The sequence below is a fragment of the Paraburkholderia sediminicola genome (genome assembly GCF_046027355.1).
Lineage (GTDB): Bacteria > Pseudomonadota > Gammaproteobacteria > Burkholderiales > Burkholderiaceae > Paraburkholderia > Paraburkholderia sediminicola_B.
Genome location: NZ_JAQQEK010000014.1, coordinates 21,095 through 38,689, shown reverse-complemented (window position 1 = coordinate 38,689; position 17,595 = coordinate 21,095). Strand labels below are relative to the sequence as shown.

Annotated in this window: 17 protein-coding genes; 4 read left to right on the top strand and 13 right to left on the bottom strand. The window is 63.0% G+C overall.

Annotated features, from left to right (window positions below):
- Positions 1 to 72: 72 nt before the first annotated feature.
- On the bottom strand, positions 73 to 603 hold the full coding sequence (locus PQR42_RS23580) for a nuclear transport factor 2 family protein (RefSeq protein WP_408205338.1): 531 nt from the start codon (positions 601 to 603) through the stop codon (positions 73 to 75).
- A gap of 83 nt (positions 604 to 686) precedes the next feature.
- Between PQR42_RS23580 and PQR42_RS23575 the strand changes: the two genes are divergently transcribed.
- Positions 687 to 1,322, top strand: a complete 636-nt coding sequence (locus tag PQR42_RS23575; RefSeq protein WP_408386957.1) for a TetR/AcrR family transcriptional regulator — start codon at positions 687 to 689, stop codon at positions 1,320 to 1,322.
- A gap of 23 nt (positions 1,323 to 1,345) precedes the next feature.
- Positions 1,346 to 2,797, top strand: coding sequence for a dipeptidase (locus PQR42_RS23570; protein ID WP_408386958.1), 1,452 nt, complete (start codon positions 1,346 to 1,348; stop codon positions 2,795 to 2,797).
- 19 nt (positions 2,798 to 2,816) lie between these two features.
- On the opposite strand, the gene PQR42_RS23565 is transcribed toward PQR42_RS23570, so the two are convergent.
- The 3 genes from PQR42_RS23565 to PQR42_RS23555 all read right to left on the bottom strand — a co-directional run bounded on the left by PQR42_RS23565 (position 2,817) and on the right by PQR42_RS23555 (position 5,858).
- The gene (locus tag PQR42_RS23565; protein ID WP_408205341.1) at positions 2,817 to 3,539 is read right to left on the bottom strand and encodes a sulfite exporter TauE/SafE family protein; all 723 of its coding nucleotides are present in this window, start codon (positions 3,537 to 3,539) and stop codon (positions 2,817 to 2,819) included.
- A gap of 60 nt (positions 3,540 to 3,599) precedes the next feature.
- Complete coding sequence (locus tag PQR42_RS23560) at positions 3,600 to 4,943, bottom strand: hemolysin family protein (RefSeq protein ID WP_408205342.1); 1,344 nt, start codon at positions 4,941 to 4,943, stop codon at positions 3,600 to 3,602.
- A 93-nt stretch (positions 4,944 to 5,036) separates the two neighbouring features.
- A complete protein-coding gene (locus PQR42_RS23555) occupies positions 5,037 to 5,858 on the bottom strand; it encodes a sensor histidine kinase (RefSeq protein ID WP_408386959.1) in 822 nt (273 codons plus the stop codon).
- Between the two features lie 187 nt (positions 5,859 to 6,045).
- Between PQR42_RS23555 and PQR42_RS23550 the strand changes: the two genes are divergently transcribed.
- Both PQR42_RS23550 and PQR42_RS23545 read left to right on the top strand, forming a co-directional pair.
- Positions 6,046 to 6,387, top strand: a complete 342-nt coding sequence (locus PQR42_RS23550; protein ID WP_027803023.1) for an FKBP-type peptidyl-prolyl cis-trans isomerase — start codon at positions 6,046 to 6,048, stop codon at positions 6,385 to 6,387.
- Positions 6,388 to 6,412: 25 nt separating this feature from the next.
- On the top strand, positions 6,413 to 7,192 hold the full coding sequence (locus tag PQR42_RS23545) for an AraC family transcriptional regulator (RefSeq protein ID WP_408386960.1): 780 nt from the start codon (positions 6,413 to 6,415) through the stop codon (positions 7,190 to 7,192).
- A 167-nt stretch (positions 7,193 to 7,359) separates the two neighbouring features.
- Here PQR42_RS23545 and PQR42_RS23540 read toward each other — a convergent pair whose 3' ends face one another.
- The 9 genes from PQR42_RS23540 to trpB all read right to left on the bottom strand — a co-directional run bounded on the left by PQR42_RS23540 (position 7,360) and on the right by trpB (position 17,592).
- On the bottom strand, positions 7,360 to 8,550 hold the full coding sequence (locus PQR42_RS23540) for an O-succinylhomoserine sulfhydrylase (RefSeq protein ID WP_408205345.1): 1,191 nt from the start codon (positions 8,548 to 8,550) through the stop codon (positions 7,360 to 7,362).
- A gap of 308 nt (positions 8,551 to 8,858) precedes the next feature.
- Positions 8,859 to 10,409 (bottom strand): amidophosphoribosyltransferase, encoded by a 1,551-nt coding sequence (purF, locus tag PQR42_RS23535; RefSeq protein ID WP_408205346.1) that lies wholly within the window; start codon positions 10,407 to 10,409, stop codon positions 8,859 to 8,861.
- Positions 10,410 to 10,571: 162 nt separating this feature from the next.
- Complete coding sequence (locus tag PQR42_RS23530; RefSeq protein ID WP_408205347.1) at positions 10,572 to 11,066, bottom strand: CvpA family protein; 495 nt, start codon at positions 11,064 to 11,066, stop codon at positions 10,572 to 10,574.
- A gap of 7 nt (positions 11,067 to 11,073) precedes the next feature.
- Entirely contained in the window at positions 11,074 to 12,015 is a 942-nt protein-coding gene (locus tag PQR42_RS23525) for an SPOR domain-containing protein (RefSeq protein ID WP_408386961.1), read from the bottom strand.
- Positions 12,016 to 12,044: 29 nt separating this feature from the next.
- On the bottom strand, positions 12,045 to 13,355 hold the full coding sequence (folC, locus tag PQR42_RS23520; protein WP_408386962.1) for a bifunctional tetrahydrofolate synthase/dihydrofolate synthase: 1,311 nt from the start codon (positions 13,353 to 13,355) through the stop codon (positions 12,045 to 12,047).
- A gap of 315 nt (positions 13,356 to 13,670) precedes the next feature.
- Positions 13,671 to 14,543 carry an acetyl-CoA carboxylase, carboxyltransferase subunit beta gene (gene accD / locus PQR42_RS23515; protein WP_012428630.1) on the bottom strand — a complete coding sequence of 291 codons (873 nt, stop codon included), beginning with the start codon at positions 14,541 to 14,543 and terminating at the stop codon, positions 13,671 to 13,673.
- 80 nt (positions 14,544 to 14,623) lie between these two features.
- Positions 14,624 to 15,436 carry a tryptophan synthase subunit alpha gene (gene trpA, locus PQR42_RS23510; protein WP_408205351.1) on the bottom strand — a complete coding sequence of 271 codons (813 nt, stop codon included), beginning with the start codon at positions 15,434 to 15,436 and terminating at the stop codon, positions 14,624 to 14,626.
- 36 nt (positions 15,437 to 15,472) lie between these two features.
- A complete protein-coding gene (locus PQR42_RS23505; RefSeq protein ID WP_408386963.1) occupies positions 15,473 to 16,387 on the bottom strand; it encodes a DNA methyltransferase in 915 nt (304 codons plus the stop codon).
- An 11-nt stretch (positions 16,388 to 16,398) separates the two neighbouring features.
- Positions 16,399 to 17,592 carry a tryptophan synthase subunit beta gene (trpB, locus tag PQR42_RS23500; protein ID WP_408205353.1) on the bottom strand — a complete coding sequence of 398 codons (1,194 nt, stop codon included), beginning with the start codon at positions 17,590 to 17,592 and terminating at the stop codon, positions 16,399 to 16,401.
- Positions 17,593 to 17,595: the final 3 nt, after the last annotated feature.

Genomic DNA, 17,595 nt, shown 5'->3' with positions numbered 1-17,595 from the left:
GTCTTTAAGCGAAGGCGGTTGGAGCGTGCACGCTCTAACCGCCTTTTTTATGGGCCTAGTCGAAATGACGCGTCATCCCGCTGCGCTGCTCTGCTGTGCTCGTTTGACAGCTTCGGCCATCTGCTCCGCGACACGCCGCGTGTCCCAATACACCTGCCCTTTGTACATGCGGTCGCCGCGAACGTTAAAGCGATCGACGCCTTGCCAACTAAGCGCCTGGCCGGCCACGGTGGCTGACGCTCGCCATTCGATCATGACGGCGTCGCCTGTAGGTGCCCATTGCAGGACATCGACTTTCAAATCCGGCAACTGCGCAAGCACCTGACGGAAATGCTCGACGACCCCTTCGCGGTCGGCGGGCTCTGTCATGGGTGGAATGAGATTCTGCGTGTCCTCGTGCATGAGGACTCTCAAGTTATCGGCGACGGGGTTTTGCCACTCCGCGGCGAACCGCTGCACGACTTTCTGCGCGTTGGCTAGCTGCTCCGCACTGGGCAAAACGTATTTTCCTGCTGAGGTCATTTGGGTCTGCTCCTGAATGGGTTGCTCATCTACGGCGTTGTTTGTTGCCCCGCGTCTCCGTGTCGTGATGAACTGCCGCAATTACATACACAGAGATTTTCACATACACCGTGTATGTATACTACAATCAGAATGTGAAAAATCAAGGGACACGAATCGACTCCATGCCAACCGCAGGCGCGCCCCCCAAATCCCGCCGCGAGGAATACGCGGACGCCACCCGTCAGGCGCTCATTGCCGCTGCAGGCGAGCTGTTCGCAGCGGAGGGTTATCAGCAGGTCGGCATCGAAGCGATTGCGCGCAGTGCGCGCGTGACGCGCGGTGCGTTCTACCATCACTTCGCCGATAAAGCCGAGCTCTTCGACGCCCTCGTCGAGTCCTTGCAGGCTGCTGCCGCATTGAAAGTGAAGGCTGCGGCCGAGGCCGCGCCGAAGGCAAAGCGCGTCAGCGCGGGCATCCGCGAATTCCTGGAAGTTTGCTGCGAACCCGTCTACCGGCAACTCGTCATCGAAACGGCTCCCGCAGTGCTTGGACAGGCGCGTTGCCGCGAGATCGAAGAGACGCACGTCTATGGGCTGCTGATCGGCGCGCTGACCAGCCCGCACGCCGGCAACGAAAAAGCCAAAGCGAACGCCTATCTCGCCGCACGCATGATCGGCAGCATGGTGTGCGAGGCGGCACAGTTGCTGGATGGCGCCGATGATCCCGTCGCACTGAAAACGGAAGCGTTGAAGCTCGTCGAGCGCATGGTGGGCACGCTGGCTACTAACAAAAGCCGGGCAGCTACGGCTCGCAAATAAATCACCTTCGAGGGGACGCGCCGATGAACATCGACTGGCCGACGATCCGTACCGGCGACGCCGACGAATTGCATGGCGCGATCATCGAGTTATCAGGTTGGATGATTCCACTCGATCCGCTAGCGGGCTCTGTCGATTACTTCTTGCTGAGCACTGACGAACCCTGTTGCGGCGGCTGCGTGCCGCGCAATCCACTGACTTCGATCGAAGTGCATGCGGCTATGCCGATCACGCCGCAAGCAGACGCCTTGACACTGCGCGGCCGCCTCGTGCGCCTGGTAGACGATCCCGCGGGCTGGCGGTATCGATTGGTCGATGCCAAGCCGCTCGATCTTCTTGAGGCGACGCCGCCGCGAACATTCAGCCGCCGCGCGTTTCTGGCGTCCGGCGCGGCGCTCGGACTGACGGCCTGCGCGCCTGGCCGCTTCGGCGGCTACACCGAGGCGCACGACGGCGCCGCGCAAGCGGAAGCGGACAACACGCCGAAGTGGCGGCCGCCCGCAGGCACCCTCACCATCGACATGCACAGTCACGGCGGCCGCGTGATCGTGTCGCGCGACCCCGCGATCGGCGCGCATCGTCCGTTCATGCCGCTCGCCGCGCCGATGCGCGCCGGCGGCATGAACGTCATTTGCCTCGCGATCGTCACCGATACGGCCGTCACGCGTGTCGCCGACAACCGTAAGCGCTTCGAAGCGTGGCGCGATCCGCAGCCCGGCGAACTGTATGCGCTCGGCCAGACCGAATTCCAGCGAGCCCACGAGTTGATCGAACGTCAGCAGATGCGGCTGGTGACGAACACGGCGTCGCTGACGACTTCCGGTCCGCTCGGGCCATGCGCGATCATTTCCGCCGAAGGCGCGGATTTTCTCGAAGGCCAGGTGGATCGGGTCGATGAGGCCTACACGCAGCACCAGTTGCGGCATCTGCAACTGACGCACTATCGCGTGAACGAACTCGGCGATATCCAGACCGAGCCACCGGTGCATGGCGGCCTGACCGATACCGGCGTGCAGGTGATACGCCGCTGCAATGCATTGGGGATCGTCGTCGATGTCGCGCACGGCACGTACGATCTGGTGAAGCGCGCCGCCGACACGTCGACCAAACCGCTCGTGCTGTCACATAGCGCGTTGGCCGCGCATCCGGGCGCGCGAAGCCGGCTCATCACACCGGACCACGCTCGCGTGATCGCGGGCACGGGTGGCGTGATCGGCGTTTGGCCAAGCTCGGGGACGTTCAAGGATTTGCATGCGATGGCCGAGGGCGTGAAGCGCATGGCGGATGTGGTCGGCGTGGAGCATGTCGGTCTCGGGACGGACATGCTCGGGTTTATTTCGCCGCCGGTGTTCCGCAGCTACGAGCAGTTGCCCGATCTGGCGAGTGCGTTGCTGCTTGCCGGATTTTCGCCAGAGGAAGTGGGAGCGATTCTCGGCGGAAATTATCGGCGCGTGTTTGAGGCGTCTGTCGGCTAGGCCGCTCGACTGAGCCTGATTAGCGCCCCGCTGCCCACAACAGTGAAAGTCCCGACGACAACATCAAACCGTCGACGACCAGTTTGAAAGTCGAAGGACTCATCCGAACCACGATGGAGCGCGCGGCAAACGAGCCGATCATCAACGAGGAGCCGGTGATCAAGCCATCGATCACCACATGCAACGGCAACGCGCCGAAATGATTGAAGACCGCGACTTTGGCGGCGTAGACGGTCAAGGAGCCCGCCGCTTCTGTCGCGAGAAAAGCGCCCTTCACGAGGCCGTAAGACATGAACACGGGCACCGTGATCGGTCCGGTGGACACGACGATCCCCGTGAGAAAACCCACCACGCCGCCGATCAGGGAAAGCTGCAACAAAGAGAACTTGATGTCCCGGCGCGCGAGCCAGCGCCGCGTGGGCACCATCGCGACGAAGAACAAACCCAACGCAATCTCCACCGCGTGCGGCGGCAACGCAAGCAGCGTTCGCACACCCAGCGCCGCGCCTGGCACAGCGGTCACGCAGTAAGCGCCGCACGCACGCCAGTCGATCTCGCGCCACCACGCGAGGACCTTGCCGAAGTTGCCCATGATCGCGGCGATCGCCATGATCGGCACCGCCTGTTGCGGACCGAACAGCATGACGAGAACGGGCATCAGCATCATCGACGAGCCGGTGCCGACCACGCCGCTCAACGTGCCGGCCAGCAACCCGACGCACAGCACCAACAGATATCCCATGTCGCCCCCAACCGTGTGGACGACAATTCTACCTGTGGCGTGTTGCAACGCTATCGCGGCTTAGCCACCTTCGTCATCGAAGGTTTTCGGATAGACCCGCACGAGCACGATACGCGGCCCTTTCATTTTCTTGACGACGACGTCGAAGCGGTCGAACTCGACTCTCTGCCCTTCGGTGGGCAGATCGTTGAGCGCCTGAATCACGAGGCCGCCGACCGATTCAGCCTTGCCTTCGTCGATGTCGATGCCCAACGCGCGTTCCAGCGACACCACCGGCAAGCTGCCCTTGCCCATCAAGGTGCCGTCGTCCATGCGCGTCCAGTCGGCGTCGCCCTGACGGAACTCGTCGTGGATCTGGCCGACCAGTGCGCCGAGCAGATTGTCGAGCGTCAGGAAACCGATCGGCTTCTCCCGCTTGTGGCCGACCAGCGCGAAGTGTGGCGCGCCCTTGCGAAAGCGGCGAAACAGTTCCAGCGCCGGCATCTCCGGCGTCACGTACTGCACGGGCCGCGCGTATTTAGAGAGATCGTCGAGTGTGCTGCCCGCATGGCGGGCCAGGAGCAGGTCCTTCAAGTGGATCATGCCGGCCACGCGTTCGCCGGACGCGTCTTCGAACAGCGGATAACGGCTGAAGCGATGCCGCGCCACCACCTGCATGTTTTCGCGCAACGGCAGATCGCGGCGCAAGCCAATCATTTCGTAAGCCGGACGCATGAGGTCCGACACCGTCATGCGCGAAAAATCCAGCGAGTGTGCAATCGTGTTCCACTCGTCCTGACTGTAGGCGCCGTCCGGCGAACCCAGTTCCGTTGCGACGTTGGCGCGGCGGCCGCGCAGGATCAGCTTGAGTTCGTCGGTTGAGTAGTGCGAGTCGTGGCCGTGATCGGCGTCGAGCCCGGTGAGTTTGAGCACGGCGTTCGCGCTCGAATTGAGCACCCAGATCGCCGGATACATGGCCCAATAAAAGCCGTACAACGGCGTGGCGGCCCATAGCGAAACCTTCTCCGCCTCGCGAATCGCCAGCGACTTCGGCGCCAGTTCGCCCACCACGATATGCAGGAACGAAATGCACGAGAACGCGAAGAACAGCGAAATGCCGTGGATCAGCTTCTCCGACTCCACACCGAGCAGGCTGAAGAGCGGCGTGAGCAGCTCCGCGAACGCGGGCTCGCCGATCCAGCCGAGCCCGAGCGACGCCAACGTGATGCCGAGCTGACAGGCGGACAGATAGGCGTCGAGGCGCCCGTGCACCTTCGCCAGCAGACGTCCGCGCATGCCATGTTTGGCGGCAAGGCTTTGCACGCGCGTCTGCCGCAGTTTGACCAGACCGAATTCAGCGGCAACAAAGAAACCGTTGAGGGCAACGAGAAACAACGCACCGATAAGGGCGACGACCTGGATCAAAGCGAAAGGCTCCGGCAACAAAAGTTGTCAGTATAGAGGGTGAAAGCTCGGTGAAATTTGAATCGCGCAAACGAAGTGGCTGAGTTGAACCGTTCACTGTGCGGCGGTTGCGCTCAGCGGGATGCGTAGCGCGAGCGTCGCTGCGCTGCTGCCGGTTGCATCACCGCCGTTTGCCTCGCCTTGCTCGAAACTGCCGCCGTGCGCTTCCGCAACGCGCTTGCACAGTGCCAGCACCCACGCGATCCGTTTCGCTTCGCGCGGCTCGCGCGCCTGCTTGCGGGCAAACGCTTCGAGCACGTGAGGCAAGGCGGGATCCTCCAACGTGGCGCTGTTAGTGTCGTACGTGAGACTGGCGTGCCATGCGCTCGTGTCGGCTTTCGTGGACAGGATGACCGTGGCGCCTTCCGGGCTCGTCTCGACCGCGAAGGTCAGCATCAGCCATAGCGCGGCAGCGAGGCGCTCGCGGTCGCCGTTGAGCTGCTCGGTGGCGAGTTGCGAGTCGAGCGTGACTTCCACGCCGCGCGTCCGAGCCAGGCCCGAGCGGACTTCTTCCACAGTTTCATCGAGTAACGGATGCAGCGGAAATGACGCGTAGGTGAGCGCCAGCGATTTGGTTTCGGCGCGCGTGGCGTCGACGATCCTCTCGAGCAGCTTGACCTGCTGGTCCACGCCATTGCGAATGCCGGTGACGGCGCGCTGCGCGTTGGGGTCGTTCGCGTCGAGCTTGCGCTCAAGCACGTACGCCCAACTGTGAATGGCGTTCAACGGACCGCGCAGATCGTGCGACACCAGCGAGAGCACATGGTCACGCATGAACAGCGCGGTTTCCGCACGCAGATACGCCGTGCGTTCGGATACGGCGAAGCCGGAAGGCACCGGCTTTTCGCCGGTAGTTCCGGTTGAAGACGTTGTCACGATCGAGCCCTCTCAGGCGGTGCATGATGATTGAAAGAAGCCCCATTATAGGCATGCGGTCCGGCGCGACCAGCCTGGCCGGACGGCCAACTGGCACGCAATCCGCGTGCCACGCGGCAATCCTCGGCATGCGGCGTCAACACGCCTACAATGTCGGTTTTTACGTTTTTGACCTGAGGAGCGATACATGTCGACTGTGACTACCGAATCCGGCTTGAAGTACGAAGACATCGTTGAAGGCACCGGCGCCGAAGCGGTGGCCGGCAAGACCGTCAGCGTGCACTACACCGGCTGGCTGACCGATGGCCAGAAGTTCGACTCGAGCAAGGACCGCAATGACCCGTTCGCTTTCGTGCTGGGCGGCGGCATGGTCATCAAGGGCTGGGATGAAGGCGTGCAAGGCATGAAGGTCGGCGGCACGCGCAAGCTGACCATCCCGCCTCAACTCGGCTACGGCGTGCGCGGCGCGGGCGGCGTGATTCCGCCGAACGCAACGCTCGTGTTCGAAGTCGAATTGCTCGGCGTTTAAGTCTTTCGCTGACTGCGCACCGTCGATGAACCACGCCGCCGTTACCGCTCCTAGCGTTTCGCTGCGCCGCTACGGCGCGATCGAAGCGTCGGACGTGCACGACTTTCACCAGGTCGTGCTCGGGCTCGACGGCGCGATGGTGATGGCGGTGAACGGCGTCGCGCAACAGATCGACGCCGGCTCCGCCTGGCTCATCCCGGCGGGTGCGCGGCACGATTACGCGGGCGTCGGCGAGAACCGGCAGTTGGTGCTGGATTTGCCGGCCACTTCGCTGGCCGTGCCGGAACGCTTGTTCGACCGCGCGCGGGCCGTCACGATCGACACCTCTTTAACGCAGCTTGTGCATCGCATCGCAGCACACGCCACCGGCGGCGTTCTGGGCGACGATCTGGATACGCGGCGTTTTCATTGGGACGCAGCCGCGCGCCTCGGCGCGGCCTTGGTGGCCGATGCGGGCACCGCGGCCGGCACGGTTGCAGCCGGCGCCGGTCTCGACTTTGCGCGCATCGACCGCTGGTTGCGCGCGCATTTGTCGGAGCCTTTGCGGATAGCCGACCTTGCCGCGCATTGCGGCTTCGGCATGCGGCGCTTTCATCAGCTTTTTATCGAGGCCTTCGGCGAGACGCCGCACCGCTATTTGCAGCGCCTGCGGCTCGATACGTCACTCACATTGCTCGCCGATCCGCGCCTTTCGTTGACCGATATCGCGCTGGACATCGGCTTCGGCGATCAGAGCGCCTACACGCACGCGTTCACGCGGCGTTTCGGGCTGGCGCCCGGTCAGTGGCGCGCGTTGCGCCACTGAGTTTTCACGGCGCCAGGTTTCATTGCACTGAGTGTCGCCGCGTTGGCTCTATTGCTCGGAAGCTCGGAAGGACTGCACTGAGTTTCGTCGCGCGAGCCGCCTGAACGGAGCGGCCCACTAGTCCTGCTTCACGCTTTCGTTCGAGCCTTCGCTCGAACCTTCTTCGCTCAACCCGCCAGACCGCGCTCCAGATCGCCGCGGATATCACCGGCGTTCTCAAGACCCACTGCAAGACGGATCAAGCCTTCGCTGATGCCCGCCGCCGCGCGCGCTTCCGGCGTCACGCGACCATGCGTGGTCGTCGCCGGATGCGTGATGGTGGTGCGCGTATCGCCCAGGTTGCCGGTGATCGAGCAGATCTTCGTGTTGTCGATCACACGCCATGCATTCGCGCGCATCTGCTCCGGCGTATCGCCCTTCAGTTCGAACGACAGAATCGCGCCGCCCGACTTCTGCTGACGCATGGCCAGCGCATGCTGCGGATGCGATTCGAGCCCCGGATAAAACACACGATTCACAGCCGGATGCGTTTCCAGCCAGCGCGCGATTTCGAGCGCATTCGCCGACTGCTTCTCGACGCGCAACGACAGCGTTTCCATGCCCTTGAGCAGCACCCATGCGTTGAACGCGGACAACGTCGGCCCGGCGCTGCGCACGAACGGGAACACCTTTTCCATGATGAACTGCTTGGAGCCGACCAGCGCGCCGCCGAGCACGCGGCCCTGACCGTCGAGGAACTTGGTGGCCGAATGCATCACGACATCGGCGCCGAGCTTCAGCGGCTGCTGCAGGGCCGGGCTGCAGAAACAGTTGTCAACCACGAACAGCGCGTTCGACGCCTTGGCGATCTTGCTGATCGCTTCGATATCCGCGACTTCGGTCAGCGGATTCGACGGCGTTTCGAGGAAGAACATCTTCGTCTCCGGACGCACGGCGTTTTTCCATGCATCCAGATCAGTCGGATCGACGAACGTCGTCGTGATACCGAATTTGCTGAAGATCTGCGAGAACATGCCGAGCGTCGAACCGAACAGCGCCTGCGAGCTGACCAGATGGTCGCCCGCCTGCAGCGTCGACATCACCACCGACATGATCGCGGCCATGCCCGACGCCGTCGCCATGCAGGCTTCGCCGCCTTCAAGTGCGGCCAGGCGATCCTGGAACATCGAGACAGTCGGATTCGTGAAGCGCGAGTAGGTGTAGTTGTCTTCGGAATTCTTGAATTTTTCGGCGGCGTCCGCAGCACTCGCGAACACGAAGCTCGAAGTCAGGAAAATCGCTTCCGAATGTTCGTTGAAGTCGCTGCGCACCGTGCCCGAGCGGACTGCCAGCGTATCGAAGTTCAGGGAGTCGTCCATGTTGGTTCTGGTTTCCAATGTTCCATGGCTGCGTTCGGCATACGCCGCTCAGATGAAGTGAGCTCAGCGTATCAAGCCGAACGGCAGCAACAAAAAAGCCCGCTTTTGCGTCGGCATAAGCGGGCTTCATGTGCGGGGGAAAGCTGGAGCGGAGGTAGATGAATGCGGCTTTTCCACCATTCGCTTTAGCTGTTTCGGGTTGCCCCGCGTCCGCAAGCTGAGTTCAAATCGACGCAAGCCGTCATGCTAACACGCTCCCGGCGTGGCGTGCAGCGTGCCGCGCCGGGAGCGGATCATTCAAGCCGCGCTCAACCCACCGACAATTGCAGATGCAGTTGCGAACGGGCCGGGGCTCCGCCGTCGATCGCTTCGCTGGCGGCGTCGCGGTCCGATTGCGATGACGGTGCGAGACGCGCCCTTTCGATGCGGTCGAGGTACTCGGTGGTGACGTCGCCCGTCACGTAGTTGCCGTCGAAACACGACGCTTCGAACTCCTTCAGCGCCGGGTTGATATCGCGCACCGCCTGCTTGAGCGCGTCGACGTCCTGATAAACGAGATGGTCCGCGCCGATCATGCGCGCGACTTCGTCGTCCGAGCGGCCGTGGGCGACAAGTTCACCGCGCGTCGGCATGTCGATGCCATAGACGTTCGGGAACTTCACCGGCGGCGCCGCCGAAGCGAAGATCACCTTGTTCGCGCCGGCGTCGCGCGCCATCTGCACGATTTCGTGCGACGTGGTGCCGCGCACGATCGAGTCGTCGACGATCAGCACGTTCTTGCCCTTGAACTCGATGCCCATGGCGTTCAGCTTCTGGCGCACCGACTTCTTGCGCACGGCCTGGCCCGGCATGATGAAGGTCCGGCCGACGTAACGGTTCTTGAAGAAGCCTTCGCGGTATTCCACGCCCAGCTTCTTCGCGACCTGCATCGCGGCCGGCCGGGACGAATCGGGAATCGGCATCACGACGTCGATCGGAACGTCGGGCAGCTCGCGCTTGATCTTCTCGGCGAGGTAGTCGCCCATGCGCAGACGCACGTTGTAGACCGGCACGCCGTCGAGCACCGAGTCTGGACGCGCGAGATACACGAGTTCGAAAATGCAGGGGTTCAGGCTCGGGTTCGTGGCGCATTGCTGCGAGTGCAGATTGCCTTCGATGTCGATGAAAATCGCTTCGCCCGGCGCCACGTCGCGCACGAATTCAAAGCCGATACCTTCGATCGCCACCGATTCCGACGCCAGGATCCACTCGACGCCTTCGGCCGTTTCCTGCTTGCCGAGGCACAGCGGACGGATGCCGAACGGGTCGCGGAAGCCCAGCAGACCGTAACCGGCAATCAACGACACGATCGCGTACGACCCGCGCACCCGCCGATGCACGCCCGACACGGCCTTGAACAGCGCGGCCGGATCGAGTTGCAGGCCCGAGCTGGAGAGCTGCAATTCGTGCGCGAGCACGTTGAGCATGACTTCCGTATCGGAATTGGTATTGATGTGGCGGCGATCGATGCGGAACATCTCATCTTTCAGCTGCTGCCAGTTGGTCAGATTGCCGTTGTGCGCGAGGATGATGCCGAACGGCGCGTTCACGTAGAACGGCTGGGCTTCTTCTTCGCTCGACGCGGAACCGGCGGTCGGGTAACGGACCTGGCCGATACCGGTGGTGCCGGGCAGGCTGCGCATGTTGCGCGTGCGGAACACGTCGCGCACCATGCCGTTGGCCTTGTGCATGTGGAAGTTGCTGCCGTTCGCTGTCGCGATGCCGGCGGCGTCCTGACCGCGGTGCTGCAGGAGCAGCAGGCTGTCATAGATCAGTTGATTGACCGGAGAATGAGAAACTACGCCTACGATGCCGCACATGGCATGTCCTTCAAAGGTACGAAATTCGTCATGGCGGCCGCTGCCTGCGATGGTGTCCCGAAGGACTTCCTTCGGGGCGTTCGCGAAGCTACGCGACCGAACGTAAAGGCAGCCGGTTTGCGCCGGTGTCCTGCTGCGTTTCCCTTTCCGCTCGCCTGATCGTCACACTCGGACGTAAGCAGCCAGCGTCTCGGGAAGCAGCGGTTTCATTACGTGCACGCCCTCGACCGCATAGGGCCGAAGCAAGGCGTTGCGCCAGAATTCCTGTTGGGGCAGTTCGGTCAAGCCAGCCAGGGCGACCAGAATCAGCACCAGAATGACCCCGCGCACGAGGCCGAACATCAAACCGAGCGAGCGGTCCACGCCGCTCAAGCCGGTTGCCTGCACGATGCGGCTCAAAAGGGCGTTCAGCACGCTCGCCACCAGCACCACACCGACCACCACCAGCGCAAAAGCCAGCAGCCACTGCGTCAACGCGCCGCCCGGCCAATTGGACGGGATAAACGGCACGACGTAACCGACAAAGCGGCAAGCAATGAAAAACGCCGCAATCCAGCCGATCAGCCCGAATATCTCCGACAAAAACCCGCGCCATGTGCCGCGCAGCGCCGACAAACCGATCACCGCCATTACAGCGTAGTCGAAGGCAGTGAACATCGCTGGCTTACTGTGCAGCGCCGCTGTTCGCGCCCGACGTCAAGCCGACCTCGCGAACCTTTGCGATGGCGGCGCTTGCCGCTGCACGGTCGGCGAACGGGCCGGCACGCAGCAACGTGAGCGTGGAGCCGTCAGCCTGCTTTCGATGTTCGGTATATGCGGGCACGCCCGCCGCTTTCAACTTGGTGGCCCAATTGCGCGCATTGGCGTCGTTCGCGAAGGCGCCGAGTTGCACGGCGAAACGGCTGCCCGCCGGCGAAGCCGGCGTGCCGGAATTCGCGTCAGCGCTGGCGGCCGCGTTCGTGTCATCAGAGCTTGGCGCTTGCGCAGCCGGTGCGGGAGCGGTCGCGGCGTTATGCGTGACCGGCGGTTTCGCCGCGGGTTTGGCAGGCGTTGCGGGCGCCGTCGGCGCAGTGTTGGCCGCCAAGGACGGCGCTTGCGGTTTCGCCGCCGGCTTGGCCGCGGACGCCGCTGCGGACGCCGCTGCGTTCGTCTCCGCGCTCGATTGCTTCGTGGCGCCGGACTGCCCTTGCTTGGCTGCCGTTGCCGGCGCAAGACCGGATGCGGCGAGTGCCGCGTCTGGCGTTGCAGGATTATCGGGTGCTACGCCGGCCTGCGTGTCTTCCTGGGCTTTAGCGAGCTTCGGCGCGGGACGGCTTGGAATGTCGATGGAGATGTCGTCTGTGACGGGCTTGGGGTGCGAGTCCAGCACCATCGGCAGGATGACGACCGCCGCCACGACCATCGCGATCGCTCCGACGAGGCGGCGACGCGCACGCTGCTTTTCCGGCAACGTAGGGTCGAGCAGCATCGCATCGGCGTCGACGGTGCGCTCCGTGCGGCGGGTTCGCCGCTCCACGCGCTCGCCACGGGCGGCCCGGGTGGAACTGGTGTTTGCGCCGCGCCGGGTGGGCGCGTCGTCTTTCTTGCCGAACGAGAAAATTCCCATGAATCGCTTGGTTCGAGCCTGGCGCCCGTTCAGTGTTGCTGCGATTTACGGTAGGCCATCACGCCTGCTACCGTATAGAAACTGCCGAAAACCACGATTCTATCATTCTCTGACGCTCGTTTTAGCGCGTCTTGGAAAGCCTCTGCCGGTGTGGCATAGCGCGTCACGCTGCTGTCGGCGCCCTCGTCCACGCCCTGCTCGCGCAAGGCCGCTTCGAGTTCTTCCGCTGACGCCGCCCGCGGCGTCGGCAAATCGGTTACGCACCAGTGATCGATTTCGCCCTTCAGGTGCGTCAGCACGCCGGCAATGTCCTTGTCACGCATCGCGCCGAACACCGCGTACGTGTAGGGAAAGAAGCCCATGTTGCCGAGATTTTGCGACAACACCGCGGCCGCGTGCGGATTGTGGCCAACATCCAGCACGATGGCAGGCTTGCCCGGCAGCACCTGGAAACGCCCCGGCAGTTCCACGTTGGCGAGGCCGAGGCGGATGTCCTGCGCCGACACCGGCAAACGGTCGCGCAGCGCCTCGAGGCCGGCGAGCGCCGCCGACGTGTTGATCAATTGATTCGCGCCACGCAGCGCCGGATAGGCCAGCGCCGAACGACGCATGGTCGGGCCGACGTAGCTCCATTGCTGGCGCTCGCTGCCGGCTTGGCCCTCATAGCGGAAATCGCGGCCGAACAGCCACAATTCGGCGCCGATTTTTTCCGCGTAATCGATCAGCGATTGCGGCGGGACCGGGTCCGCGCAGATCGCCGGCTTGCCTGGACGGAAAATGCCGGCCTTTTCGAAGGCGATTTTCTCGCGCGTGTCGCCGAGATACTCCGTGTGATCGATATCGATGCTGGTGATGATCGCGCAATCCGTATCGAGGATATTGACCGCGTCGAGGCGGCCGCCCAGGCCGACTTCGAAAATCACCGCGTCCAGTTCGCGCGAAGCGAACAGGCTCATGATGGCCAGCGTCGTGAACTCGAAGTAGGTCAGCGTGACCGGTTCGGCGAGGCTTAGGCGCGCGGCTTCGACGGCTTCGAAGTGCGGCAGCAGATCGGCGTCGCTCGCCATTTCGCCGTTCACCCGCGCGCGCTCGTTGAACGAGAGCAGATGCGGCGACGTGTGACAGCCGACCGTGAACCCGGCGCGCAGCAGAATGGATTCGAGGATCGCGCACGTGGAACCCTTGCCGTTCGTGCCGCCGACCGTGATGACCGGACACGCGAACGACAGCTGCATCGCGTCGCGCACCTGACTGATGCGGGCCAGACCCATGTCGATGCCGACCGGATGCGCGGATTCAAGGTGCGTGAGCCACGCGTCGAGGGTGGGAAATGTGGTCATCGGGTGAATCGCGAGTGAATCGGTTAGGCAGTGTTGCGAATGGGCGCGGGGCGGAGCGAAGCGGTCGGCTGCGGCTGCGGCTGCGGCTGCGGCTGCGGCTGCGGCCAGAGCCTAGTCCGGCGGGCACTTTATGCGCGCAAACCGCACCCGCCCTCGCTGGCCACCGTCAGCAACCGGCGCTGCGTTGCGAGACCGTGATTATCCCGGAAATGACAGCGCGCCGCTTGATCACTCACGCGGCGCGCTATTTTTTGCTGCTTTTCTAACGGCCGCCGCGCTTAAGAAAGCTCGACGACGGTTCACCGTAGTGCCTGCTTACGCTACTGCGTCAGCCGGCTGATGGCTCAGCAGCGCCATCAATTGCGCGAGTTCTTCACGCAGCTTGCGACGGTCGACGATCATATCGATCGCGCCCTTCGTCAGCAGGAACTCGGCGCGCTGGAAGCCTTCCGGCAGTTTCTCGCGCACGGTTTGTTCGATCACGCGCGGACCGGCAAAGCCGATCAGCGCCTTCGGCTCCGCGATCACCACGTCGCCGAGGAACGCGAAACTGGCCGACACGCCGCCCATGGTCGGGTCGGTCAGCACGGAGATGAACGGCAGCTTGGCTTCGGCAAGCTTGGTCAGCATCGCCGTGGTTTTCGCCATCTGCATCAGCGACAGCAGGCTTTCCTGCATCCGCGCGCCGCCCGAAGCGGTAAAGCAGATGAACGGCACTTTCTGTTCGAGCGCGTTCTGCGCGCCGCGCGCGAAGCGCTCGCCGACCACCGAACCCATCGAGCCGCCCATGAACGAGAACTCGAAGCAGGCCACCACCACCGGCAGCGTATGGATCGCGCCGCCCATGACGACCATCGCGTCGGTTTCGTCGGTGTCGTCCATCGCCTCTTTCAGGCGGTCGGGGTACTTGCGGCTGTCTTTGAACTTGAGCGCGTCGACCGGCACGATTTCCTGGCCGATTTCGTAGCGCCCTTCCGGATCGAGCAGGCCGTCGAGCCGCTCACGCGCGCCGATGCGCATGTGATGGTCGCACTTCGGGCAAACGTGCAGATTGGCCTCGACGTCGTTGCGGTACAGCACGGCTTCGCACGACGGGCACTTGATCCACAGGCCTTCCGGAATCCCCTTACGGTTCTTCGGGTCGGTTTGTTTGATTTTCGGCGGCAGCAGTTTGTCGAGCCAGCTCATATTGAATCCTTCTCGGGTCTACGATCGCGCAAACGGCGGGACAAGCCCGCCGCTCACACTACAGAAGACAAAAATAACTGTTATCGGGCAGTCGCGACGCTATCCAGCGCCTCGCGCACTTCGGCGACGAAACGCGTGAGCGTCTCGGCAGCGGTTTCAGGCGCCGCCTGTTCGAGCAATTGCACGATACGGCTGCCGATCACGACGGCATCGGACACTTCGGCCACCGAACGCGCGGTTTGCGCGTCGCGGATACCGAAACCGACGCCCACCGGCAGGGGGACGCGCGACTTGATGGCCGGGATTTTACTCGCGATGCTGGAAACGTCCAGATTTGCCGCGCCGGTCACGCCTTTCAACGACACATAATAGACGTAGCCGCTGGCGATTTTGCCGACTTCCGCGATACGCTCGTCGGTCGACGTGGGTGCGAGCAGAAAAATCGGATCGATGCCGGCAGATCGCATCTGTTCGGCGAAGTCAGCACACTCTTCCGGTGGATAATCGACAACCAGCACGCCATCCACACCGGCGTCCTTCGCCGCCTTCGCAAAGGCTTCGGTACCCATGCGTTCGATCGGATTGGCGTAGCCCATCAGCACTACGGGCGTGGTGTCGTTGGTCTCGCGGAAGCGCTTCACGTCGGCGATCACGTGGCGCAGCGACACGCCATGTGCCAATGCGCGTTCCGACGATTGCTGGATCACCGGACCGTCGGCCATCGGGTCGGAAAACGGCACGCCGAGTTCGATCACATCCGCGCCGCCAGCGGCGAGCGCATGCATGAATTCGACCGTGCGCGCGGGATCCGGGTCGCCGGCCGTCATGAACGGAATCAGGCCTTTCTTACCTTGCGCGGACAGCGCAGCAAACGTGTTCTTGATACGGGACATGGAATATTCTCGGATTTGGGTTACTGCGCAGCGTGCTCATTGCACTTCGGTCTGCCGTTGAGTTTTGGCTTTGACCCGACGCGCTACGGGCGGAGCGGCAGCCGCGCTGACGCGTTCGCGCGCGATCGCGCAGTAACTTTCATTGATCTCATAGCCGACGAATTCGCGCTGCTGACGGGCGCAAGCGACTGCGGTGGTGCCGCTGCCCATGAAAGGGTCGAGCACGCGGCCGCCCTTCGGACAACTTGCCAGCACCATCCGCTCGACAATTTCCAGAGGCTTCTGGGTAGGATGCGCGACGCGCTCGGCATGTTGCCGATGCAGTCTCGATACCGACCAGACATCCTTTGGATTATAGCCAACCTCGAGCCACTTACTGCCTTCGAACAATTTACGCGAACGCGCCTTCTTCGTGGCGGCATCGTACGGGATACGGACGGGATCGAGATCGAAGAAGTAATCCTTCGACACCGCGAAAAAGCCGATGTTATCGTGCACCGAAGTGAACCGGCGCACCGTTCCGCCCATGCTCGGCACACGCCGGTCCCAGATGATTTCGTTGATCATCGTGAGTTTTGTCTTCAGGAAGCTGAAGATTTCCGGCGCGTACTGCCAGGTGCAGAAAATGTAGAGCGAACCCGACTGTTTCAGCTTGGGAATGGCCAGTTCGAGCCAGCCACGCGTCCAGGCGAGAAAGTCTTCGCCCGTGCGCATGTCGGAGTCGTTGCCATAATCCTTGCCGAGCCCGTAAGGCGGATCGCATACGATCAGGTCGATCGATCCGTCGGGAATGTTCGCCACATCGGTCAGAAAATCGCGGTTCAACAGCCGTATGCCGGCAGGCACCTGCGGCAACAGCGATGCAGGCGCCTCGGCCGCCGTTACATTGGCGGCCGGCGTGGTTTCCGTGGTTACAATCGCCGGCTGCGGCTCGTCGAACTCGTCACGCATCGTCGCGGCGCTCAGAACTGAATGCCCGATCGCTCAGCGACCGTATGCATGTCCTTGTCGCCGCGGCCCGACAAATTGACCAGAAGGTACTTGTCCTTCGGCAGCGTCGGCGCGAGTTTCGCGGCATAGGCCAGCGCGTGGCTGGATTCCAGTGCCGGAATAATGCCTTCGATGCGGCAGCAATCGTGGAACGCCTTGAGCGCTTCTTCGTCGGTGATGCCGACATATTCCGCGCGTTTGCTGTCTTTTAACCACGCGTGCTCAGGACCGACGCCAGGGTAATCCAAGCCCGCCGATACCGAATGGGTCTCGATGATCTGGCCGTTTTCATCCTGAAGCAGGTACGTTCGGTTGCCGTGCAGCACGCCGGGGCTTCCGCCGATCAGCGAGGCTGCGTGCCGGCCGGATTCGATGCCATCGCCGGCAGCTTCGACGCCGATCAACTTCACCGAAGTGTCGTCAATGTACGGGTAAAAAATGCCCATCGCGTTCGAACCGCCGCCAACGCACGCAATCACTGCGTCCGGCTGACGACCGACCAGTTCCGGCATTTGCACCTTGCACTCGTCGCCGATCACGCGCTGGAAGTCGCGCACCATCATCGGGTACGGATGCGGTCCCGCGACCGTTCCGATGATGTAAAACGTGTTTTCGACGTTGGTGACCCAGTCGCGCATGGCTTCGTTCAGCGCGTCCTTCAAGGTCCGCGAGCCGGATTCGACCGGCACGACGGTCGCGCCGAGCAGCTTCATGCGATACACGTTGGCGGCCTGGCGGCGCACGTCTTCCGCGCCCATGTAGACCACGCACTCCATGCCGAAACGCGCGGCGATGGTCGCCGTGGCCACGCCGTGCTGGCCGGCGCCGGTTTCCGCGATCACACGCGGTTTGCCCATACGCTTGGCGAGCAGCGCCTGGCCGATCACGTTGTTGACCTTGTGCGCGCCGGTGTGATTCAGGTCTTCGCGCTTGAGGAAAATCTGCGCGCCGCCGAGCATTTCGCTCCAGCGCTGTGCGTGATAAATCGGCGACGGACGGCCGACGAAATACTTCAATTCGCGCTCGTATTCGGCGACGAATTCCGGGTCTTTCTTGTATTTTTCGTATGCTGCACGCAGCTCGTCGAGCGCGTGAACCAGCGTTTCAGCGACGAACACGCCGCCAAATTGGCCGAAATGGCCTCTTTCGTCAGGCAAGTTATACATGGT